This is a genomic window from Boseongicola sp. (genome assembly GCA_014075275.1).
GTDB lineage: Bacteria > Pseudomonadota > Alphaproteobacteria > Rhodobacterales > Rhodobacteraceae.
The window spans coordinates 704495-727964 of sequence record CP046179.1 but is presented as its reverse complement, the minus strand read 5'-3'; the positions used below and the strand labels follow the sequence as shown (position 1 = coordinate 727964).

Here is a 23470-nt window from a genome sequence, read left to right as displayed (position 1 = left end):
ATAGGGGGTATGATCAAGTTCACCCCCATACTTCTGGCCATTCTTTATGGTTTGGTGATGTATCGCTTTTCCGTCTGGCGGACGGGCCGCGAATTGGATGCCAAGTCAAGCGAACTGGCTGACCCCATGCTGAAAGTGCTGACCGACCGTATGGCGGCGTCGTTGGATTTGCCCCGCATTCGCGTGCATCTTTATGAGATTGACCCGGTCAACGGATTGGCCGCGCCGGATGGGCGGATTTTCATCACCCGCGGGTTTTACCAGAAGTATCGCAGTGGCGAGGTCTCGGCGGACGAAATGGCAAGCGTCATCGCCCATGAATTGGGGCATGTTGCCTTGGGCCATTCCCGCCGCCGGATGATCGATTTCTCAGGACAAAATGCGCTGCGCACCGCTTTGGCCATGGTTCTGTCGCGATTCCTGCCGGGGATCGGGGTAATGATCGCGAATTTCATGGCGACTTTGCTGGCAGCACGGCTTAGCCGGTCGGACGAATACGAGGCGGATGCCTATGCCTCGGCATTGCTGGTGAAATCAGGTATTGGGACTGCGCCGCAGAAATCGCTGTTTACCAAGTTGGAAACATTGACCGGAGCGCGCGGCGCGGCCACACCGGCCTGGATCTTGAGCCATCCGAAAACCAAGGACCGGATCGCGGCGATTGAAAAGCTGGAAGTGAAGTGGTCGCAGTCAGGTCAGGACGCGTAAAGCGCCTTGCCAAGACGCGGCAAACGCGCGCGTTTCAGCACCGCACGCGGGTTGGAGACTTTGATCCCATGGTGCGCAGCTTTTTGCAGAACATTCCCAACAATTTCCTGCATCACTTTGGGATCATTGTGAAATATCTCCAACAAGAATTCATCAGGCTGGCGCAGCAGAACCGCTTCGCGGGCAAGTGTCCGGGTTGGGAAGTCTTTGACGTTGAGCGTCAGAAGTTCGCCCGCACCGCCGTCGATGGCCGCCGTGAGAACATGAATGTCGTCCAGGTCAGGCAATGACAGGCGCAGTTGGGTTTCGCGGCTCTCGGGCACTTCGGCATCGGGGAATGCGTGGCGCAGAGTGGCGATTTCAACCTCGGCGATTGCTTGATCCTGTGGGCTTTTCTTGCCTGCCGCGTGCCGCCATTCCTCTAGTATCCGCGCGGACCAAACGGGCGTGAAAGCGCCCTGCCCGGCGGCCCCAATCACTATTTCGCGCAGGACTGTCGGGAACAAAGCGCAAGCGTCGATCAGCACCTTCATGGCAGCATGCGGAAGGTGATTGTTTTCAGGTAACCGCTTTCGGCCAGATGTGGGTGCTGCGGATGGTCAGGCCCGGCGAAGCCGGTGCGCAGAATTTGCGCCGTGCGCCGCGCCCGATGCCACGAATGCATGCTGTGCGGAACTGACCGAGATCGGCGGCATGACTGCATGAACACAGCGTTAGTGTGCCACCCGGTGCAACCAAAGGTGTGGCCAGTCGCGCGACCTTTTCATATGCGCGCAGGCCCGCTTCCAACGCCTGTCGGTGCGGCGCGAAGGCGGGCGGATCACAAATGACGGTACCGAATGTGCGCCCCTCGTCCGCAAAGCCCTGCAGGGCATCGAAAGCGTCTGATCTCAGTGTCTCAAATTGGTCAGAAACGCCCATGGCCTCGGCACCGGAGCGCGCCAGTGTTAATGCAGCCTCAGAGCCATCAACCGCCGTTGCCTTAGTCGCTCTGCCAGCCAGCGCCGCCAAAGCAAAGCCGCCGACATGAGAAAACACGTCAAGCACCTCGGTTCCTTCGGCCAATTTGGCGACGAAGGCTTGATTGGGGCGTTGGTCATAAAACAGGCCAGTTTTCTGCCCGCCCATCAGGTCGGCCATATAGATTGCGCCGTTCATGGGCACGGGCAATGGGCCGTCAACAGACCCGCTGAGAACGGCTGACTGATCATCCAGCCCTTCAAGACTGCGCGCGCGGCCAGATGCACTTTTGACCACGGTGGAAACGCCTGTCACTTCGATAAGCGCTTCTGTCAGTTCGTTCAGCCGGGTATCCGCCCAGGCGGCATTGGGTTGAACAACGGCCACATCGCCAAATCGATCGATGATGACACCGGGAAAACCATCTGCTTCGGCGTGAATTAGGCGATAGAAGTCGCTGGAATAGATAGCTTTTCTTGACTGCAAGGCGCGCGATAACCGCGCGGCGATCCAAGCCCTATCAATCACTGCGTCGGGGTCGCGATCCAGCAACCGCGCGAAGATCTTGGAGTTCGGATTAACTGCAACTGTCGCTATTGGTTTGCGGTCGGCATCTTCCAGTCGTGCGATACTGCCGGGCGCGAGCGACTTCGTTCGCCGGTCGGTGACCACTTCGTTGTCGTAGGCCCATGGAAAACCACGCCGAAGACGGCGTGGATCGGTTTTTGGCTTTAATCGTATGGCGGGGCGTGCATCTGTCATGCCGCCCTCTACCCCGATCAATGGAAAACGGAAAGTCCGTTAGCGGGCTTTCTTGCCTGCAAACAGGTCGCGGATCCAATTGGCGCGAAGCTGACGTGCACGGGCTTCAATAGCCAACAGGTCAACGGAGTGATCTTTGGACGAGGATTTCATATCGGTTCCTTGGAGGATTTGTTTCGATAGCCGGCACATAGGCAGGTTCTGATAGCGCTAAAACAGATCCTTTTGCATGGCCGCTATGCACTCGCAGCATTCTGCGTTGCAGCGCAGCAATTTGGGGATTGTTAGCGCTATCATTTTGTGATAGCGAACCGACAAATCCAGATCGGAGCAGCCCAATGCCCCTGAATGACACCGTTGCAAAAGTCACAGACCGTATCGTCGAGAGGTCGCGCACCGCACGCAGCGCATATATGGCTAAGATTGCGCGCGCTCAGGACGCTGGCGTGAAACGCGGGCATCTGGCGTGCGGCAATCAGGCCCACGCCTATGCCGCAATGGGTGATGACAAGGCAGCGTTGATTGCTGAAAAAGCACCCAATATCGGGATCATCACAGCCTATAACGATATGCTGAGTGCCCATCAGCCGTTCAAGGACTACCCGGATCAGATCAAGGTTGCCGCCCGCGAGGCCGGAGCGACCGCACAGGTGGCTGGTGGTGTCCCAGCGATGTGTGACGGCGTTACCCAGGGCCAGCCCGGCATGGAATTGAGCCTGTTTTCCCGCGATGTAATCGCGCTGGCGACAGGCGTTTCGCTGTCGCACAACACATTCGATGCGGCGATGTATCTTGGCGTTTGCGACAAGATTGTTCCCGGTCTGGTCATTGGCGCTGCCACGTTCGGGCATATTCCGGGCATTTTCGTGCCTGCCGGTCCGATGGTCAGCGGCCTGCCAAATGACGAAAAAGCCAAAGTGCGTCAACAATTTGCGGCTGGGGAAGTTGGGCGAGACAAATTGATGGAGGCCGAGATGGCCTCGTATCACGGGCCGGGCACCTGCACATTTTACGGCACGGCGAATTCAAACCAGATGCTGATGGAATTCATGGGGCTGCATTTGCCAGGGTCATCATTCGTCAATCCGGGCACGCCGATGCGTGATGCCTTGACTGTCGAGGCGACGCGGCGGGCGGCGGCGATCACGGCGGAAGGCAATGACTATCGCCCGGTGGCCGAGATCTTGGATGAACGGGCTTTTGTGAACGGCATGGTCGGGTTGATGGCCACAGGGGGCTCAACCAATCTTGTGCTGCACCTGCCGGCCATGGCCCGCGCCGCAGGTGTCATTCTGGATATCGAGGATTTCAACGATCTGTCGGCGGTGACGCCGCTGATGGCAAAGGTTTACCCAAACGGATTGGCAGACGTGAACCATTTCCATGCCGCTGGTGGGTTGGCCTATTTGATCGGGCAGCTATTGGACGATGGTCTGGTGCATCCTGATACCAGCACGGTGGCCGGTGACGGGCTTGGGCATTATGCGCAGGAACCAACGCTGAAGGACGGATCAATCGTCTGGAGGGATGGGCCGCGCGAAACCTTGAACGACAAAATCCTGCGCCCTGCCCGCGACGCGTTTCAGGCCACTGGCGGTTTGCGCGAATTGAAGGGCAATCTTGGCCGCTCGGTGATGAAAGTTTCCGCTGTCGCGCCAGAACGTCAGGTTGTCGAAGCCCCGGTGCGGGTGTTCGAAGATCAGGAAGCCGTAAAAGTGGCTTTCAAGGCCGGGGAATTCACCGCAGACACTGTCGTTGTCGTGCGGTTTCAGGGGCCAAAAGCCAATGGCATGCCCGAACTGCATTCGCTGACGCCAATCTTGTCGGTGTTGCTGTCGCGCGGCCTGAAAGTGGCATTGGTCACCGATGGACGCATGTCGGGGGCCAGCGGCAAGGTGCCTGCGGCCATTCACCTGTCACCCGAGGCTGCGGACGGCGGCCCGATTGCGCGGCTGCGCGATGGTGACCTGGTTCGGGTGGATGCAACAACAGGTGTCCTTGATTGTCTTGAGGACGATTTCACCAATCGCACGCCGGTCGATCTGGACCTTTCTGCCAATGCCGAGGGCATGGGGCGCGAGTTGTTTGCCGCGTTCCGCGCCAATTGCGGGCTATCGACCAACGGCGCGGGCACTGTTGTCTGAACCAGAACTTGATTAAGAGACATGCCAAGGGCCTCGGCCCAAAGCCACATCACCAAATAAGGCCAAAACAATGACAGTCGAAGACCTAAGCCAACAAGCCGGTGAGATTTGCAGGCTGGCCCCTGTCGTGCCAGTGCTTGTCCTGGATGACGCAAGTTGGGCCGCGGACTTGGCCGAGGCATTGGTTGCGGGTGGATTGCCAGCGCTGGAAGTGACCCTGCGCACACCAGCGGCTTTGGATGCCATTCGTGAGATGTCGGGCGTTGAAGGTGGTGTGGTCGGGGCTGGAACATTGCTGACACCAGCGGATGTTGTGGCCGCCAAAGAGGCTGGCGCGTTGTTCGGTGTGACGCCGGGCACCACGGACAGATTAATTGATGCGGCCCTGGACGCTGAACTGCCACTTTTGCCAGGGGCCGCCACGGCGACCGAAGCGCTGCGGCTTTTGGAGCGTGGGTTTTCAGTTCAGAAGTTCTTTCCTGCCGAAGCCTCGGGCGGCATTCCGGCGTTGAAAGCCATAGGCGCGCCCATTCCTCAGGTCTCATTCTGCCCTACAGGCGGGGTCAACCTTGCAAACGCACCAGATTATCTGGCGCTGTCCAACACGATCTGCGTCGGCGGTTCGTGGGTTGCTCCGAAAGAGGCGGTTGCCCGTCGCGAATGGGGCAAAGTGGAGCGACTTGCGCGTGAGGCCGCCAAGCTGGGGCAATAGCCAGCCTGAACCAGGTTAGCGGAGCTCAGTCCTGCGACCTGCGAGCTGATGCACCGCCACGACGTCCAGATTTTGCCGGGGCGTCCAACGCGGCCTTCAAAACAATCGTCATTGGATGATCTGGAAAATCTGGGCCGAACTTGGTCAGCAGCTTTTCGACATAAGCGCGGCTGTCCTGATCCACCGGCACCCCGATGGCCCAGTCCAAAAAGATCGAACGGCACTGGCCTTCGTCAATACCATCGATCTGATAACTTTCGTGGATCAGACCGCGTGGGTCGGCTTCATCGTCGCGTCTTGGCATCCACCACTTCCTTTTTCAGCAGACGTTCTTCATTTCTCGTCGCCAGAAGTGGGTTGGTCGACCAAATTGTCAATGATTTCAGCGACAGTTTCCGCAGCTTGAACGACGCTGAGCAAAAGTGCGTCTAAAGAACTGGAACCCGTCTCGCGCAACATGAAAGCAGAGGCACCCGCCCCGACATCGGCTTCACCGGGTCCGGTTCCCGATATTAACCGTGCCGAAGATTGAACCCGCCAATATAGTCTGGCGGCATCTGACATAGCCTGTCTTTGCGCAAGGGGCAGATTGAATGCCCCATATGCCACATCAAGTTGCGCCGTTAATGTCTGTTCCGATGCACCTGCCAACAAACAACCGGTTTGCCCGAACAATTCGATGTCCTGAAGACGACCCGCACCGGCCTTTGCATCCAATCTATTGGTAGCGGGTTTCGCCTCGGCCAATCGGGCGCGCATGTCTGATACGTCTTTCAATACGCTTGCGCGATCTCTGGGCTTTGCCAGCAGCTCTTGGCGAAAGCTTTCGATTTCGCGGCCCAACTCCATTTCTCCGGCAATGGCACGGGCGCGGGTCAATGCAAGATGCTCCCATGTCCAGGCCTCGCTCGTTTGATAGGTGCGAAACGACTCGAGTCCGGTGGCGACCGGTCCCTGACGGCCCGACGGACGCAGGCGCATGTCGACTTCATAAAGTCGGCCTTCGCCAGTTGGTGCGGAAATCGCCGTGACCAATGCCTGGGTCAGCCGCGCGTAATAGGCGCGCGTGGCCAGTGGCCGGCGTCCATCAGAAGCATCGACCCCAGCGCCGTCATAAATCACGATCAGATCCAGATCGGATGCTGCATTCAGCCGTCGTGCCCCAAGCGACCCCATGCCCAGCACACAAGCCCCCTGTCCGGGTGGCTGGCCATGTTTAGACGCGAATTCATCCACGACATGGGGCCAAAGCGCTGCAACCGCAGCTTCGGCCAAATCGGCATATTGCTGGCCGGCAGTTTCGGCGTCGATCAACCCGCGCAGATGGTGGACGCCGATACGGAAGTGCCATTCGCGCGACCATGTGCGGGCCAGGTTCAGGCGGGCTTCGTAGTCGGGGGCATCGTTCAATCGCCGCCCGATCTTGCCTGTCAGCCCATCTGCGCCCGGCCATTCAGAAAAAAACTCGCCGCCGATGACCGCATCGAATACACCGGAATTTCGGGCAAGATGCTGCCCAAGCGCCGGGGCGGAATCGACGATATCAACAACCAGATCTAAAAGCTGGGGATTAGCCTCAAACAGCGCGAACAGTTGAACTCCGGCGGGCAATCCGGCGAGGAAACCGTCGAAATGAACCAGTGCCTCTTCCGGGCGGGCCGCTTTCGCCAATCGGTCCATCAGAACCGGGCGCATCCGGTTGAACATATTGACGGCGCGAGTGGTGCGCAAAGCAGGGTAGCCCATCCAGCGATCGGTGATCTCGGGCGAAAGTCCCGGAAGATCGGTGACTGGTGATGCCGGAACTGCGTCGGGAGCGAAGAAGCCTTCGGTCAGTTGATGAACACGGTCGAAACGCTCTAACAAATCGGCCTTGTAGGTGGCCGGATCGGTTCCGGCGAGATTGGCCAGACGTGTGAACTCGTCTTCGGTGGTTGGCAGTTTGTGGGTTTGCTGGTCTGCGACCATCTGCACGCGATGTTCTGCCTCGCGTAGCGCGCGGTAGTCGCCGGTCAGAGTTTGGGCATCCTCCACGTTCACCCAGCCTTTTGCGGCGAGGATTTCAAGCCCTTCCACCGTGCCAGAGACGCGCAGTTCTGGGTCGCGTCCGCCTGAAATGATCTGCCGGGTTTGAGTAAAGAACTCAATTTCGCGAATGCCGCCCTGCCCCAACTTCAGATCATGGCCCAGATGGCTTGGTGCTTTATGCAGCCCTTTGTGATCGCGGATACGCAAGCGCATGTCGTGCGCGTCCTGTATGGCGGCATAGTCCAGATGACGCCGCCAAACAAACGGCGTCAGGGTTTTGAGAAACTTCTCGCCCGCCGCAATGTCCCCTGCCGCTGCGCGCGCTTTGATATAGGCCGCGCGTTCCCAGGTGCGTCCGAAAGCCTCGTAATACCGTTCGGCGGCCTCCATGGAAATTGCCACGGGCGTGACCGAAGCATCCGGGCGCAGTCGCAGATCGGTGCGAAAGACATAGCCATCTGCTGTGCGTTCGCTCAAAAGCTGAGTCATCCGTCGCACGGCGCGCACAAAGCTGGCGCGCGCATCGCCGTAATCGTCAGGGTCAAACCGGGTTTCGTCGTAAAGACAGATCAGGTCGATGTCGGAAGAATAATTCAGCTCGCCCGCGCCCATCTTGCCCATGGCCAGAACCGACAGTCCGCCACAGGTTTCCAGATCCGCATCGCCCTGCCCCGGAAGTTTGTTGCGACGAAGCTCGTTTGCAATACCCGCCTTTAATGCGCGATGGGTCGCAGCGGCAGCAAAGTCTGATAATGCCCCCGTGACATCTTCAAGCGACCAAACACCGCCCAGATCGGCCAGGGCTGCCAAAAGCGCCAACCGCCTCTTGGACTGACGAAGACCCGGAGCCAAGGCCGCGTCTTCCATGGTCTGGACGGCAGACATGATATCGTCGCGTGCCGCTTCCGGATCACCTTTCAGCGCCTCTGAGATCCAGTCCGCCTCTTTCGCCATCAGTTCAGCCAGATAGGGCGAAGACCCTCCGGCCCCCTTGATCAGATCAGCCAACGGGCCGGTTGTGCCGACATGTGCCAACGCCTCGGCCCCGCGATCCGCATCAAACGGGATGGCGCAACGAGAAAGACGAGAGGCAAATGTCATTGGGGCAAGAAATCGGCGTTTGGCGTGGTGGTCAATAGAGTGCGGCTTGATGGCGCGCAATTTTCGCGCCAGACAAGCCCATGAGCAAGAGTCTGAAACGAGTAAAAGCGGCTTTGGCCGACGCCGGGGTTGAAGTCGACGTGCTGGAGATGGCGGGCGAAACGCGCACGGCAATCGACGCGGCGCGCGCGATCGGTTGCGAGGTCGACCAGATTGCGAAGTCGATCATCTTTCGGGGCGAGGTAACGGATGCGCTGTATCTGTTCATCACTGCGGGTAGTCATCAGGTAAACAGCGCGAAGGCATCGACCATTGCGGGCGAACCTTTGGGGCGCGCGGATGCGGCGATCATTCGCAAGATCACTGGTTTCGCTATTGGTGGTGTATCGCCAGTTGGGCATCTGACCAAACCGAGGGCATTTTGGGACGCGCGACTCACTGAATTTGACAGAATCTATGCTGCAGCGGGCACGCCACGGCATAATTTCGGTGCAAAACCAGGTGAATTACAAAATATTTCTGATGCGCAAGACGCTGATTTTATTTCATAAACTCGGTTAATGTAAAATAGTTTCACATTTTCTCTTGAACTATCCGTGATCTACTCCGATATCGGTGATGTGAAAGACATTCACATTAACACGAAACCACGGAATGGAGCTTACAAAATGACAACCGCCTCTCTTCACGCCACCCCTGCAGAGCGTGGCAACTGGCTAAGCCGCAGCGAATCCTGGCTTGATGAACGCGGCAAAGGCGCGTGGATCGTTGCCACGGTTCTCGGCTTTATCATCTTCTGGCCGATTGGCCTGGCCCTTCTCGCTTACATGATCTGGAGCAAACGCATGTTCAAAGGTTCCTGCGCAAAACGCACCCGCCACGCCCACGTCGCCTTCAAATCTTCGGGCAACAACGCTTTCGACTCTTATAAGTCGGACATGCTGCGCCGCCTCGAAGACGAACAGGACGCATTCGAACAGTTCTTGCAGCGTTTGCGTGACGCAAAAGACAAGGCCGAGTTCGACCAGTTCATGGCCGACCGTGACCGCCGCCAGGCAGAAGCCGACAAAGAACCGGTCGACGCCTGATATCCCTCTTACGTGGCAGCCCTTCCCTTGGGCCGCCATTCCTTTACTTAACCTCGAGCGATCAAGGCGCTAAACTTCGTGACACACATATATTCAGGCCCAATCACCATGACATTGCCGCATCCCGAAACGCACCCGGACTTTTACGAAGACGTTGTTTCCAAACGCTTTATGGCGTGGTTGGTTGACGTCGTGATAATTTCAGCGCTGACAGCTATATTGACTGTCTTCACGCTATTTACCGCCCTGTTCTTCCTGCCGTTCTTTTATGCAGTCGTCAGCTTCCTCTATCGCTGGATCGGACTTAGCCGTCACTCGGCAACGCTGGGCATGCGCCTGTTCTCGTTGGAGTTTCGTCGCGACGATGGCTCGAAATTCGATGGCAGCACCGCATTCATGCAGGTCGCAGGTTACTTCGTTTCGCTGGCCATCTTCCCGCTACAGCTTGTTTCCATTGTCATGATGCTGATGAGCGAACGCCGTCAGGGCCTTACAGATATGGTTCTGAACACGGTAATGCTGAATAAACGCGCAAGATAAACCTCGCCAGAATTGGGTATTGGCGGGTGGACAGGCAATTGTTAACGTGTTGGTCAGTTGATCACGGTTAGGTTGCCTATCCACCCATGCGCCACACACTTCCGATAGCCCCGCAGTTTTATGTGACTGCGCCCCAGCCTTGCCCATATCTGGAAGGTCGGATGGAGCGGAAGTTGTTCACCGCACTTCAGGGTGATTACGCCGAAAAGCTGAACGATACGCTGTCAAAGCAAGGGTTTCGGCGCTCTCAGAACGTCCTTTATCGACCTTCCTGTGCTGAATGTTCTGCATGTCTGTCTGCGCGAATTCGCGTGGCAGATTTCGAACCTTCACGCAGCCAAAGAAAAGCCAAACGCCGCAACGCCGACCTGGTGCGCGAGGCGACCAGCCCCTGGGCAACCGAAGATCAATACGCCCTGTTCCGCGCTTATCTGGACAGTCGGCACGCCGATGGCGGCATGGCTGACATGGATATTTTCGAATTTGCCGCGATGATCGAAGAGACGCCAATCCGCAGCCGTGTCATTGAATATACCGGCACTGACGAGGATGGCGCGAAAGAGCTGAAGGCGGTTTGTCTAACCGATGTTCTCGATGACGGACTGTCGATGGTTTACAGCTTCTATGGCCCGGACGCGGTTACCTCGAGTTTGGGCACACATGTTATCCTTGACCATATCGAGATCGCCCGGAAGGCCAATCTGCCCTATGTCTACCTTGGCTATTGGGTGCCGGGATCCGAAAAGATGGGATACAAGGCGCGGTTTTCATCGCTGGAAGTTTACTTTCAGGGCCAGTGGCAAAGCATCGGTGACCCTAAAAAATACTCTTCTGAAACCCATCCTCTGTCGACCGATCCAATTGCCGAACAAGTTTCGCGGATCAATCTTCCCGATACTCGCCCGACGACCGGTTAATATCACTACGAGATTTTCCTAACCGGCAAATCCCGCGCGCATTTACTGCGACGGCGCCAATTCGCCATCCACTAAAGCGCCGAACAGGATGACAAAGGCCGAAAGCCAGAACCACGTCAGCAGTACAACCACCCCGCCGAAACGATGTACCAACTGAGCGCAGCAACGATTATGCCCGGACTTGCCCAGATCCAGTGCCGCAAACGGTGTGCCGGACCAAAGCGATAAATTACCGCCAATCCGCCAAGAAAGACCGTCGTTACGACCACCCATCGCAGAACTTGCACAACCCGCGCGGTTTCCAGTTACAGCGGCACGAATGCCAGGACCGTAGGCAGACCCACCATCAGCACCAACATAACGACGGTGCCAAACAAAAGCGCGACCGTTAGACCAATCACCACCAGCCAATAGCGCAGGAAACCACGATTTTCCTTTAATCCCAGGGCCACGTTCAGCCCGTGGATCAGACTGGCAGCGGCACGGGTTGACAAATAGACCGCCACGATCAAGCCGAAAAGAACTGTCAGCGTCAAGCTTTGGTCCGGCGCGCTGGCGACTTTCGCTGCCTCACCAACCAGCAGCTGTGCAGCCTGCTGGGGGATCAGTTCGGTCACATTCTCGAGCTGGCGCACCACTGCATCGGGGTCGGTGAACAAGCCCGCCAGCGCCACCAGAGCGGCGATCGCCGGAAAAGCCGCCAGAAATGCATAGAACGCCACGCCAGCAGCGATCAGGCCCAGTTTGTCGGCAACACTGCGTTGCAGAATTCGTTGTGTCGTCTTCAGAGGCATGTCTTCGGTCGATTGTCGCTGGAAGCCCCACTCTAAGACAGCAAAGTTCCCGGCGCACGGGCAAAATGCCTCTGGTCTGATCACAGATAATCGGCCCTAGAATTCGTGATAATTCCCTTCTACGGGCATTTTCAGCAAGATATGCAAAGGTTTTTACGCAACGGCGACATGAAATTCCTGCAATTGCCTGTTGACGCCCCTGTGACCGCTGTTAGTGTCACCGCCACTAAAAGACAGGAGCCCCCGGATGACCCGGATTCTACTAGTCGTGAGAAAATGGCGCATGGGCCGGTAACGGACACCATATAGGTATCCCATGCGCCCTCGAATGATCGGGGGTTTTTTTATGCGCAAGACGATGGAGACAGCGCGATGAGCAAGACGAAAATGACCGGCGCCAAAATGGTTGTAGAAGCCCTGAAAGATCAGGGTGTGGACGTAGTATTTGGCTATCCCGGCGGTGCTGTCCTACCGATCTATGACGAGATCTTTCAGCAAAACCACATTCGCCATGTGCTGGTGCGCCACGAACAAGGCGCGGTTCATGCGGCTGAGGGTTATGCACGCTCAACCGGCAAGCCCGGCGTCTGTCTGGTGACATCGGGCCCCGGTGCCACGAATGCGGTTACGGGACTGACCGATGCGCTGATGGATTCGATCCCGATTGTCGTTCTGACCGGCCAAGTTCCGACCTTCATGATTGGCAACGACGCATTTCAGGAAGCCGATACCGTTGGCATCACGCGGCCCTGCACCAAGCACAACTGGCTGGTGAAAGAGACCGACAAGCTGGCGGACACCATCCATCAGGCGTTTCATGTCGCCACCAAGGGTCGCCCCGGCCCTGTTCTGGTCGACATTCCGAAGGATGTGCAGTTTGCCAACGGCACCTATGTCGCGCCAAAAGCGGCCAACACCGGCTATTACAATCCGCCGGTAAAGGGCGACATCAATACGATCACGGAACTGGTGGTCGCAATGGAGACCGCCAAGAAGCCAATCTTCTATACTGGTGGCGGCGTGATCAACTCGGGCACGGCCGCCAGTCAGCTGTTGCGCGAGCTTGTGGATGCAACCGGTTTTCCGATCACCTCGACCCTGATGGGTCTGGGCGCCTATCCGGCGACGGGCAAGAATTGGCTGGGCATGCTGGGGATGCACGGGCTTTATGAGGCCAATCTGGCGATGCACGACTGTGATCTGATGATCAACGTCGGCGCGCGGTTTGACGACCGTATTACCGGGCGGGTGCAGGACTTCAGCCCAAACTCGAAGAAGGCGCATATCGATATTGATCCTTCGTCGATCAATAAGGTCATTCATGTCGACATGCCGATCATCGGTGATGTTGCACATGTTCTAGAAGACATGCTGCGCATCTGGAAATCGCGCGGTCGCAAGACCGATGGCGGGTCGGTGAAGAAGTGGTGGAGCCAGATTGAAGAATGGCGCGAAGTTGATTGTCTGGCGTTCAAACAGACCGGCAAAGTGATCCGCCCGCAGCATGCGCTGGCACGGCTGGAGGCATTGACCAAAGACCATCCGAACCGGTTCATCTGCACCGAAGTTGGACAGCATCAAATGTGGGCGGCGCAATATCTGCACTTTAATGATCCCAACCGCTGGATGACTTCGGGCGGACTTGGGACCATGGGCTATGGCTTCCCCTCGTCCGTGGGTGTGCAAATGGCGCATCCTGACGGGTTGGTGATTAACGTCGCTGGTGAGGCGTCGTGGCTGATGAACATGCAGGAAATGGGCACGGCGGTTCAGTATAATCTGCCAGTGAAACAGTTCATCCTGAACAACGAACGGCTTGGCATGGTGCGCCAGTGGCAGGAGTTGTTACATGGCGAGCGGTACTCTCAAAGCTGGTCCGAGGCCCTGCCCGATTTCGTGAAACTGGCGGAAGCCTTTGGCGCAAAGGGTATTTTGTGCAGCGATCCGGCAGATCTGGACGATGCGATCATGGAGATGTTGGACCACGACGGCCCGGTGATCTTCGATTGTCTGGTCGAAAAGCACGAAAACTGCTTCCCGATGATCCCATCGGGCGAGGCGCATAACACGATGCTGTTGGGCGAAGCGTCGACCAAGGACGCAATTGGGTCAAAAGGCGCGGTGATGGTATAGGGGCGCTGCCCCTCACCCCTTGAGTATTTTTCGATAGAAAGAAAAAGACATGGCACCTCTAAAGATTAAAAAAGGCTCTTCCAGCCATTCGGCCTATGACCTACGCGACCCCCATGCGGAACAGATCGAACGCCATACACTGGCGGTGGTTGTCGACAACGAAGCCGGAGTTCTGGCGCGAGTGATCGGACTATTTTCGGGGCGTGGATATAACATCGAAAGCCTGACCGTGGCCGAGATTGACCACACCGGGCACCGCAGCCGGATCACGATTGTGACCACGGGCACGCCGTCGGTGATTGAGCAGATCAAGGCTCAGCTGGGGCGCATTGTGCCGGTGCATGAAGTGCATGATCTGTCCGTGGAAGGCCCGAGCGTTGAGCGGGAACTGGGGCTGTTCAAGGTTACGGGCACCGGCGACAAGCGGGTTGAAGCGCTGCGTTTGGCCGATATATTCCGCGCCAATGTGGTGGATTCGACGTTGAAAAGTTTTGTGTTCGAAATCACCGGAACCCCTGAAAAGATTGACGCTTTTGCCGATCTGATGCGGCCTTTGGGGCTGGAAGAAGTGGCGCGCACGGGCGTGGCGGCATTGGCGCGCGGTGAAATGGCGTCCTGACCGGTTTGGGTTGCCACACATATTCTGTGCGTGGGCGCGGTCTTTATGATCGCGCCGGATGCTCTATTTGATTGGGGAAGCCGTCAAGGAGCGTCCAAATGACATTTCGACCCGTGAGATCAACCTCAATCGCTAATCCCACATTGGAAGGTGCGGGCGTGCATTTGCACCGGGTGTTCGGCTTTGGCGACCCCGGCGAAAGCGATCCGTTTTTGTTGCTGGATGATTTCCGTAACGACGATCCGGCGTATTTCGAAAAGGGGTTTCCCTGGCATCCCCACCGGGGGATCGAGACCATTACTTATGTGTTAGAGGGCGAAGTCGCCCATGGGGATTCCTTGGGCAATAATGGTGTGTTAGGTCGCGGATCGGTGCAGTGGATGACGGCCGGATCCGGGATTATGCATCAGGAGATGCCACGCGGGAACGCGGCGGGTCAGATGCACGGGTTTCAACTTTGGGCGAACCTGCCGCAGGCGCTGAAGCTGACGGACCCGCGGTATCAGGACATTGCCGGTGGAGAGATCCCTGAAGTTATTGACGATGACGGCACAAGGGTGCGGATCATTACAGGATCGTTCTGGGGAAAATCCGGGCCGGTCGACGGCGTGGCGGCGGAACCGATGTTCGTTGACGTGTCAGTCCCGCCGAACACGCGCAAGGTTTTGCCGGTGGACGCCTATTCGAACGCCTTCGCCTATGTCTTTGCCGGATCAGGAAATTTCCGCGATGCGTCCGCCCCGGTTGGGGTGCGTGTTGAGAAGGAATTTCGCGGCGAAGAGCTGAATATTCGCGACATGAGCGGCAACCGGACTCTGGTGCGGTTCGATACCGGGGACGAGATTTCGGTAACGTCGGGGGATGAAGGCATACGGTTTTTGTTGATCTCGGGGCGGCCTTTGCAGGAACCGGTCGCGTGGCATGGGCCGATTGTGATGAACACGCGGGAAGAATTGTTGCAGGCAATGCAGGATCTGAGGAACGGGACGTTTATTAAGGTTTGAATTGAAACTCAGATCAATCGACGACGGATTTCCACACGAAATCCGGGTGGCGGGGTCCCCCCGCCATGCCTTCGGCGAGGATACTTTTGGGCCGATAATGAACGCTGACATATGTCAGTCGCCGTAGAGGCATGCTTTGCGGCGCTCCCATGCTTCGACCGGCCACTGTGCTTTCATATCGTAGTATTCCTCGAATGCCGGAATGTCGTTGGACAGCGTCACCCATGCCTGTTTGCTTCTGGTCCAGATTTGCACGTCGGGCGGACAGACATTCGGGTCGTCCAATGTTCCCACCCGCAGGAACGACAGCTTTTCACCCCGCACGAGATAAGCGCTATAGATTGCAACCCCACAGTCTGCGCAGCGGCAGATTTTTTGGCCACTTCCGCTGGGTGTTTCAACGAGGTGATCTGTAAGCGCGCCGCTAATATTCAGACGGTCGCGTTCGATCATCGCGTTTACGACATAGGCCGATCCGGATTGTCGCTGACAATCCGTGCAGTGGCAGTTGTGTACAAACATGGGGCCCGAAGTCATCTCGTAGGTGACGGAACCACAGGCGCAGCGTCCTTTATGCATGTCTCTCTCCCCTGGTTATTCCGCAACCGCGTTCATGGCGGCGCGCACCTTTGAAACGGCTCCGTCGACATCACCCAATTTGTCGAGGCCGAACAGACCCAAACGAAAGGTGCGGAAGTCAGCCGGTTCATCGCATTGCAATAGCACCCCGGCGGCGATCTGCATGCCTTGCGCCGAGAATTTCGAGCCATTCTGGATGTCGGGATCATCGGTGTAGGACACGACCACGCCGGGGGCTTCGTATCCCGGTGCGGCAACGCTGTTGATGCCATGGTCGGCCAAGAGCGCGCGGATTTTCGACCCAAGTTCAAGCTGTTGCGCCTTTACGGTGTCAAACCCAAGTGCTTTGGTTTCGGCCATGGCATCGCGAAACTTCACCAGTGCGTCGGTCGGCATGGTGGCGTGATAGGCGTGGCCGCCACCCTCGTAGGCCTGCATGATCTGGTGCCATTTGCCCAGGTCGCAGGAAAAGCTGGTGCTTTGGGTTTCGCCAAGGCGCGCAACGGCGCGGTCGTTCATCATAACCAGACCTGCGGCGGGTGACGCGCTCCAGCCTTTTTGCGGGGCCGAGATCAGGACATCGACGCCTGTGGCCTCCATATCCACCCAGATCGTGCCCGAGGCGATGCAATCCAGCACGAACAGACCACCATATCTGTGCACTGCATCGGTGACCGCTTTGATGTAATCGTCGGGTAACAGCATGCCGGACGAGGTTTCGACATGGGGCGCGAAGACCACATCGGGCTGTTCTTCTGCAATTGTGCGCAACACGTCTTCGATGGGCGCCGGGGCGAAGGGCGCCTGATGGTGATTGCCGGTGCGCCGCGCTTTCAAAACCGTGGCACTGGCCGGGATGTTGCCCGCGTCGAAAATCTGGGTCCAGCGGTAGGAGAACCAGCCGTTGCGGATGACAAGCGCCTTTTGATCGGTGGCAAACTGGCGCGCGACGGCCTCCATCGCGTAGGTCCCGCCGCCGGGAACAATGGCCGTGGCCTTGGCGTTGTAGACCTCTTTCAACATCGACGAGATGTCATTCATCACGCCCTGAAAAGTTGCTGACATGTGGTTCAGGGACCGGTCGGTGAAAACGACCGAAAATTCCATCAGGCCGTGGGGGTCAACGGCGGATCCGTTAGTCATGAGGGGCTTCTCCGATTGGGATGTGCTGTCTAAGGGGATATCGCGAGAACAGTAGTGAGGAAAGGCAGTTATCGGTGCAAGACAATAGCTGCGGCGTTCGCCATCCTTCTCAGTGCCCATACCACGCAAAAGCGGCCTTGTGTTCTTGAACGTTGCCCAGTGAAGGAAGTGGAAAATGGCTTCCCAGCACGAGCTGTTTTGCCTCACACGCAGACTCAAGAAACGACCGGCGCGTCCTTGCGGCTATTGACCTGTCGTGGTCATGTAGGAAACTCCATTCCGGGTGATAGCATTGTATCGGACTGTGCATTGCGTCGCCTGTAATGACAGCTTCCTGGCCTCCATCTGCAACTATTACTGAAACGTGACCCGGCGTGTGACCTGGTGTCGGAATAAGGGACACACAGTCGCCAATCATGTGGTCAGACGCGACGATATCCGCCTGTCCCGCTGCAATAACTGGCAACACGCTTTCGGTGTAGACAATGCTCGGATCAGCACCGAAATGGGCTACATCATCAGCCGACAGGATATAGCGCGCATTGGGAAATGTCGGAACCCAGCGCCCGTTTTCCAACCGGGTATTCCAGCCGACATGATCGACATGTAGGTGCGTGCACAAAACGAAGTCTATGTCAGATGGTGAAACCCCGGCAGCAGTCAGGCCGGCCATGAACCGACCACCCGATCGTTTGTGCCAAGCCCCAAAAAACTCATAAGATTTATCATTGCCAACACAGGCATCGACCAAAATATTGTGTCGCCGGGTTTTGATCAGGAAGCCTTGAATGGGAAGCAGTATGCGGCCAGTTTCGGCGCAAAGCTGGCCCGGTGCTTTTTCTTGCATCTCTGAAAGTCCGTCTTGACCCATGGTCGGAAAGAATTCCAAGGGATCTATGAATGGATCAACGCTTTCCAGAATTCGCCAGATTTCGACGTTACCTATGCGAGTGAGCATCTTATTCCTCGGTCAATTTGATAAAAACGCTAAGATGTTCATGCCAGACCCGCAACACCTTGTATTTTGGGCTGATTTCGAAGTGATTACACTCATAACCGAGGCAGGTCTGTAGACTGTCCTGCTTTGCGAGTCACATTGAGGGGTATCGGTTCGCAATGTCTTGCAAAGAATGCACTTTCAGGCTCGCCGGATGCCGTTTGGCAGAGCCCCTGTGGGACATGGGGCGGACACCTTCTGTGCGAATGTGTTGGGTCAAGCGTATTGGGATATTGGGGGAAGTTGAAATTGGATACTGGCGCCGGGTTCGTTCAATCGGTGGCGACCTCGGCCAGAAAATCCGCAATATCCTCCTGCGACCTTAAACACACTGCCCGTTTACCTGCAAGAACGCTGTCCATGAGACGCATGATATTTGCACGCGCCTTGCTGCGTGTGCGCCAGATCCACAGATAGAACTCGGGGCTGAATTTCTCGGGGCAATCATCGGGCAGATCCGGACGCGTTCGGCCATAGTGTTTCATGATCCGTCTGGTCACCCTCGAAGATCCATTCCTCGCCGGCGTGGACTTCGCGGCAAAGTTCGGCCTTTTCCACGCGATCCCGCTCGACCCATCCGGATTTCCAGTGGATGTGGTCGATGTGGACGACCGGCAGACCGGTGACTGCGCCCAATTGGCGCGCGAGTGTGGATTTGCCGGATCCAGGTTGGCCGATGATCATGACGCGTTTCATTTGTATGTCTTCTCACTGACCCGGTGTGAAAGTCGCGGTTTTAGACGAAGTAGTCGGCAAAGAAAATGGGGACCCGTGGCCTAACCGTTACGCATGGTTCAAGCCGAAGCGAAGGGCGTCCAATGGACGGATACCCAGCGAGAACGCCCGAGGGCACGGGCCGAAGGCTGTCGCAGGCTGACAAAAAGAAATGGGAGCCCAAGGGCTCCCAGTTTCGCTTGTCAGGCTCATTTGTTTATACCGCCCGGTGTTTTTTGCCTGCGGCCTGACCCGCGTTAAGAGCGCGCTCGCGCGCTCCGTGTGAGAGTGGGGAGGCGGCTGCCCGCCCCACCCTATGCTTTTAGCTACACCCGCTTGTCCCACCGCAGGTGTTGCACTTCATGCAGGTGCCGTTGCGCACCAATGTGTAGTTTCCGCAGTCGCCGCAGGGGTCGCCCTCGTAGCCTTGCATTTTGGCCTTGGCGCGGGCGTCCATTTTGACCGTGCCTGTTGCAATGGCCGTTTCGCCGCTGGCTTCGGGCACCAGCGTTTGCAATGTCGCCACCGGATCGCCTGCTGTGGACAGGGCCGTTGCGCCCATGCCGCCTTGCACCACCATCAGTTCCTGAGGTGCGCGGTTGCGCAAGTAACCCGAGGACACGACTTTGCGTAGAACCTCGACCGGGTCTGAGCCTTTGGCACCTTCAACTTCTGAGAAGTTGCGCTTGCCCTCGTCTTCGCCCCGGCCAAGGTCGTCAAAGCTGACGCCTTCGGGCTGGACGTGGGCCAGATCGGTGCGGTCCAGATAGCTGACGGCCAGTTCGCGGAAAATATAATCAAGGATCGAGGTTGCGTTCTTGATCGTCTCGTTGCCCTGCACCATGCCTGCTGGTTCGAACTTGGTGAAGGTGAAAGCGTCAACGAATTCTTCCAGCGGCACGCCATATTGCAGGCCAACGGATACGGCGATGGCGAAGTTGTTCATCATCGCGCGGAAGCCAGCGCCTTCTTTGTGCATGTCGATGAAGATCTCACCGAGGTTGCCGTCCTGATACTCACCGGTGCGCAGGTAAACCTTGTGCCCGCCGACGACCGCTTTTTGGGTGTAACCCCGGCGACGCTCAGGCATCCGCTCGCGGCCTTTGGCGATCTCTTTGACGATGACCTTTTCGATCACCTTCTCGGCCAGCACGGCGGCCTTTTCGTGGGTCGTGCCGGTTTCCAGAATTTCGGCGGCTTCGTCGTCATCTTCGACCAAAGCTGCGGCCAATGGCTGGCTGAGCTTCGAGCCATCGCGGTAGAGCGCGTTGGCTTTGATGCCCAAAGACCAGGACAATTCATAGGCTGCTTTACAGTCTTCGATTGTCGCGTCGTTCGGCATGTTGATCGTCTTCGAGATCGCGCCCGAGATGAAGGATTGTGCCGCGGCCATTATGGTGATGTGGCTGTCAACACTCAGGAAACGCTTGCCAATTTTGCCGCATGGGTTGGCGCAGTCGAAGACCGGCAGGTGTTCGTCCTTCAGGTGTGGTGCACCTTCCAATGTCATTGTTCCGCAAACGTGGGCATTGGCGGCTTCGATGTCTTTGCGGGTAAAGCCGAGGTGGCGAAGCAGGTCAAACGACGGATCGTTCAGCTTGGCGGCCGGGATACCCAGCGCGCCGGTGCAGAACTCTTCGCCCAGTGTCCACTGGTTGAAAACAAAGCGGATGTCGAAGGCGGAGGGAAGCGCGGCTTCGATCTTGTCCAGCTCCGCCTGTCCAAAACCGTGGCCAATCAGCGAGGTGTGGTTGATAACTGGCGCGTTACCGATGGTGCCGTGACCAACAGCGTAGGAAATGATCTCTTCGGTCTGGGCCGAACCGTAGCCCAGGGTTTCCAGAGCAGCGGGCACGGACTGGTTGATGATCTTGAAGTAACCGCCACCGGCCAGCTTCTTGAATTTCACCAGTGCGAAGTCTGGTTCGATGCCGGTTGTGTCGCAATCCATGACCAGACCAATAGTCCCGGTCGGCGCGATCACAGTGGATTGCGCGTTGCGATAACCGTTCTTTTCGCCCAGCTTCAGTGCCTCGTCCCAGGCCGATTTCGACAGGGCAATCAGACGCTGATCGGGGCAATTGGCGTGGTCCAGTGCAACCGGGTTCACGTTCATCGCCTCGTAACCGTCGGTTTCTGCGTAGGCGGCGCGGCGGTGATTGCGGATGACCCGCAACATGTGCTTGGCATTACGCTTGTAGCTTGGGAATGCACCCAGCTCGCCCGCCATTTCAGCAGACGTCGCGTAGGAAACACCAGTCATGACTGCAGTCAGGGCACCACAGAGCGCGCGGCCTTCGTCCGAGTCATAGCTGTAGCCCATGTTCATCAGAAGGCCGCCAATGTTGGCATAGCCCAGACCAAGGGTGCGGAAGTCGTAGGATAGTTGCGCAATTTCCTTGGATGGGAACTGCGCCATCATCACACTGATTTCCAAGGTGATGGTCCAAAGACGGGTGGCGTGGACATATTCGTCCGCCATGAACTGGCCGTCCTTGTAGAAGGTCAGCAGGTTCATCGAGGCCAGGTTACAGGCCGTATCGTCAAGGAACATATATTCGGAACACGGGTTCGATCCACGGATCGGGCCGTCTTCGGGGCATGTGTGCCAAGCGTTGACCGTGTCGTGATACTGGATGCCGGGATCGGCACAGGCCCATGCGGCGTGGCCAACCTGTTCCCATAGATCGCGGGCTTTGATGGTCTTGGCGATCTTACCGTCGGTGCGGCGGATCAATTCCCAGTCGGCATCGTCTTTGACGGCCTGCAGGAAGGCATCGGTGACGCGGATTGAGTTGTTCGAGTTCTGGCCCGAAACCGAAGAATAGGCTTCGCTATCCCAGTCGGTGTCATAGGTCGGGAATTCGATGCTGGCGTAGCCTTGGCGGGCATAATCCAACACGCGCTTGATGTAAGTTTCCGGGATTGCTGATTTTTTCGCATCCCGCACCGCGGATTTAAGCGAGGTGTTGGCGTTCGGGTCATAGGCGCCCTCTTCGCTGCCATCAAAATCGCGGATCGCCGCAAAGATGCCGTTCAGCCTTTCTTCGTGCATCTTCGAGCCGGCAACGATCGACGCGACCTTCTGCTCTTCGATCACTTTCCAATTGATGAAGTTCTCGATGTCTGGGTGATCCGCGTCAACGATCACCATCTTGGCTGCCCGACGGGTTGTCCCGCCTGATTTGATCGCACCGGCTGCGCGATCACCGATCTTGAGAAAACCCATAAGACCCGAGGATTTGCCACCGCCCGACAGGCTTTCGCCCGCGCCGCGCAGATCCGAGAAGTTTGAACCCGTGCCCGAGCCGTATTTGAACAGACGCGCCTCGCGGACCCAAAGGTCCATGATGCCGCCTTCGTTCACCAGATCATCGGCGCAGGACTGAATGAAGCAGGCGTGCGGTTGGGGGTGTTCGTAGGACGAAGTCGACTTGGTCAGCTTGCCGGACTTGTGGTCGACGTAGTAGTGGCCCTGCGCCGGGCCATCGATGCCATAGGCCCAGTGCAGGCCAGTGTTGAACCACTGCGGCGAATTCGGCGCGGCGCGTTGGGTCGCCAGCATAAAGCGCATTTCGTCGAAGTAGGCTTGAGCATCTTCTTCGGTGGTGAAGTAACCACCCTTCCAGCCCCAATAGGCCCAGGCACCTGCAAGGCGGTCAAAAACCTGACGCGCCGAGGTTTCACCTGTGAAGCGTTCGTCTTCGGGCAGATCTTTCAGGGCCTTCTCGTCGGGAACCGAGCGCCACAGGAACGATGGAACGCCCTTTTCCTTCACGGCCTTCAGGCGCGCGGGCACACCAGCTTTGCGGAAATACTTCTGTGCGATGACGTCGGAAGCCACCTGGCTCCAGTCCTTGGGCACATCAACGTTGTCCAGTTTGAAGACAATGGTGCCGTCAGGATTGCGAATTTCCGAGGATGTTGTGGTGAATTCCAGCGCCGAATAGGCGCCTTTTCCAGCTGTCGTGAAGGTGCGATCGATCTTCATTTGTCCCGCTTCCGTCTTTGTTTTGTGCGCGCCTATGGCTTACGCTGCCTCATTCAATCGTGCCGGTCAGCGGTCACGAGACAAAATCTCTCCGGTTGCTGGACATTGGATGTTCAGCAATCAGCCTTGGGGGGCGCATTCGGAGTTGGTTCCGTCCCTGTGCCGTGGCTACTATATCTTGTGGCCTTCTGACCGGCTTGCACAAACTGGAGCATTTGCACGCCTTACGTCAACGACAATTTTCAAAATTCCGTGAGTTTTTTTGGTTGACGTTTTGCGGCTGCAATGCGCCATGATTCTACACTAATCGGTCGAGCGAAAGTAACGCCAAGCAGGTCAAAACGTCGCCGTCACATATTCTTCATAAAAGCCAACAATCTACCAGCGGCACTTGAAGCATTAACGAAGTGTTAATCCGCGGAATCGCCCCGCTGACGAGCGCTTTTGATCTGCTAAACACCGCATTCAAAGAAATCTGATGGAACGGTAGCGCGGTCAGCATTTCAGCACGCTGCACCACATACAGGCAATAAATG

At 57.2% G+C, this 23470-nt stretch carries 19 protein-coding genes and 2 pseudogenes; 10 read left to right on the top strand and 11 right to left on the bottom strand.

Annotated elements, in window-relative coordinates; genetic code table 11:
* Positions 1–9 precede the first annotated feature (9 nt).
* A complete protein-coding gene (locus GKR98_03695; protein QMU57385.1) occupies positions 10–708 on the top strand; it encodes a M48 family metalloprotease in 699 nt (232 codons plus the stop codon).
* Here the strand turns inward: GKR98_03695 and GKR98_03690 are convergent.
* The gene (locus GKR98_03690) at positions 696–1241 is read right to left on the bottom strand and encodes a PIN domain-containing protein (GenBank protein ID QMU57384.1); all 546 of its coding nucleotides are present in this window, start codon (positions 1239–1241) and stop codon (positions 696–698) included. The genes GKR98_03695 and GKR98_03690 overlap by 13 nt on opposite strands.
* Positions 1238–2430 (bottom strand): annotated as a pseudogene (locus tag GKR98_03685) (RlmI/RlmK family 23S rRNA methyltransferase). Before GKR98_03685 ends, GKR98_03690 begins: the two are co-directional and overlap by 4 nt.
* A gap of 338 nt (positions 2431–2768) precedes the next feature.
* On the opposite strand from GKR98_03685, the gene GKR98_03680 reads away from it, so the two are divergent.
* Together GKR98_03680 and eda are read left to right on the top strand one after the other, a co-directional pair.
* Entirely contained in the window at positions 2769–4574 is a 1806-nt protein-coding gene (locus tag GKR98_03680) for a phosphogluconate dehydratase (protein QMU57383.1), read from the top strand.
* Positions 4575–4644: 70 nt separating this feature from the next.
* Positions 4645–5286, top strand: coding sequence for a bifunctional 4-hydroxy-2-oxoglutarate aldolase/2-dehydro-3-deoxy-phosphogluconate aldolase (gene eda, locus GKR98_03675; protein ID QMU57382.1), 642 nt, complete (start codon positions 4645–4647; stop codon positions 5284–5286).
* 25 nt (positions 5287–5311) lie between these two features.
* Here the strand turns inward: eda and GKR98_03670 are convergent, their stop codons facing one another.
* Complete coding sequence (locus GKR98_03670) at positions 5312–5590, bottom strand: hypothetical protein (protein QMU57381.1); 279 nt, start codon at positions 5588–5590, stop codon at positions 5312–5314.
* Positions 5591–5619: 29 nt separating this feature from the next.
* Complete coding sequence (locus GKR98_03665; GenBank protein ID QMU57380.1) at positions 5620–8415, bottom strand: glutamine-synthetase adenylyltransferase; 2796 nt, start codon at positions 8413–8415, stop codon at positions 5620–5622.
* An 80-nt stretch (positions 8416–8495) separates the two neighbouring features.
* Between GKR98_03665 and GKR98_03660 the strand changes: the two genes are divergently transcribed.
* The 4 genes from GKR98_03660 to GKR98_03645 all read left to right on the top strand — a co-directional run bounded on the left by GKR98_03660 (position 8496) and on the right by GKR98_03645 (position 10960).
* Complete coding sequence (locus tag GKR98_03660) at positions 8496–8966, top strand: YbaK/EbsC family protein (protein ID QMU57379.1); 471 nt, start codon at positions 8496–8498, stop codon at positions 8964–8966.
* A gap of 117 nt (positions 8967–9083) precedes the next feature.
* A complete protein-coding gene (locus tag GKR98_03655) occupies positions 9084–9503 on the top strand; it encodes a DUF2852 domain-containing protein (protein ID QMU57378.1) in 420 nt (139 codons plus the stop codon).
* Between the two features lie 108 nt (positions 9504–9611).
* The gene (locus GKR98_03650; protein QMU59952.1) at positions 9612–10043 is read left to right on the top strand and encodes an RDD family protein; all 432 of its coding nucleotides are present in this window, start codon (positions 9612–9614) and stop codon (positions 10041–10043) included.
* 86 nt (positions 10044–10129) lie between these two features.
* Positions 10130–10960 carry an arginyltransferase gene (locus GKR98_03645; protein ID QMU57377.1) on the top strand — a complete coding sequence of 277 codons (831 nt, stop codon included), beginning with the start codon at positions 10130–10132 and terminating at the stop codon, positions 10958–10960.
* Between the two features lie 116 nt (positions 10961–11076).
* Here the strand turns inward: GKR98_03645 and GKR98_03640 are convergent, their stop codons facing one another.
* Together GKR98_03640 and GKR98_03635 are read right to left on the bottom strand one after the other, a co-directional pair.
* Positions 11077–11265 carry a hypothetical protein gene (locus GKR98_03640; protein ID QMU59951.1) on the bottom strand — a complete coding sequence of 63 codons (189 nt, stop codon included), beginning with the start codon at positions 11263–11265 and terminating at the stop codon, positions 11077–11079.
* The gene (locus tag GKR98_03635) at positions 11266–11754 is read right to left on the bottom strand and encodes a hypothetical protein (protein ID QMU57376.1); all 489 of its coding nucleotides are present in this window, start codon (positions 11752–11754) and stop codon (positions 11266–11268) included.
* Between the two features lie 372 nt (positions 11755–12126).
* On the opposite strand from GKR98_03635, the gene GKR98_03630 reads away from it, so the two are divergent.
* The 3 genes from GKR98_03630 (at position 12127) to GKR98_03620 (ending at position 15510) form a co-directional block, all read left to right on the top strand.
* Positions 12127–13887 (top strand): acetolactate synthase 3 large subunit, encoded by a 1761-nt coding sequence (locus GKR98_03630; protein ID QMU57375.1) that lies wholly within the window; start codon positions 12127–12129, stop codon positions 13885–13887.
* 49 nt (positions 13888–13936) lie between these two features.
* Positions 13937–14506, top strand: coding sequence for an acetolactate synthase small subunit (gene ilvN / locus GKR98_03625; GenBank protein QMU57374.1), 570 nt, complete (start codon positions 13937–13939; stop codon positions 14504–14506).
* A 98-nt stretch (positions 14507–14604) separates the two neighbouring features.
* A complete protein-coding gene (locus GKR98_03620) occupies positions 14605–15510 on the top strand; it encodes a pirin family protein (GenBank protein ID QMU57373.1) in 906 nt (301 codons plus the stop codon).
* Positions 15511–15624: 114 nt separating this feature from the next.
* On the opposite strand, the gene GKR98_03615 is transcribed toward GKR98_03620, so the two are convergent.
* From GKR98_03615 to GKR98_03595, 5 genes and pseudogenes are all read right to left on the bottom strand, one after another.
* Positions 15625–16089: an aldehyde-activating protein gene (locus tag GKR98_03615; GenBank protein QMU57372.1), complete on the bottom strand. Its 465-nt coding sequence runs from the start codon at positions 16087–16089 to the stop codon at positions 15625–15627.
* A 15-nt stretch (positions 16090–16104) separates the two neighbouring features.
* On the bottom strand, positions 16105–17232 hold the full coding sequence (locus GKR98_03610; GenBank protein ID QMU57371.1) for an aminotransferase class V-fold PLP-dependent enzyme: 1128 nt from the start codon (positions 17230–17232) through the stop codon (positions 16105–16107).
* 109 nt (positions 17233–17341) lie between these two features.
* On the bottom strand, positions 17342–18190 hold the full coding sequence (locus GKR98_03605; GenBank protein ID QMU57370.1) for an MBL fold metallo-hydrolase: 849 nt from the start codon (positions 18188–18190) through the stop codon (positions 17342–17344).
* A 311-nt stretch (positions 18191–18501) separates the two neighbouring features.
* Positions 18502–18925, bottom strand: a pseudogene (locus GKR98_03600) (AAA family ATPase).
* 340 nt (positions 18926–19265) lie between these two features.
* Positions 19266–22934, bottom strand: coding sequence for a vitamin B12-dependent ribonucleotide reductase (locus GKR98_03595; protein QMU57369.1), 3669 nt, complete (start codon positions 22932–22934; stop codon positions 19266–19268).
* Between the last annotated feature and the right edge of the window lie 536 nt (positions 22935–23470).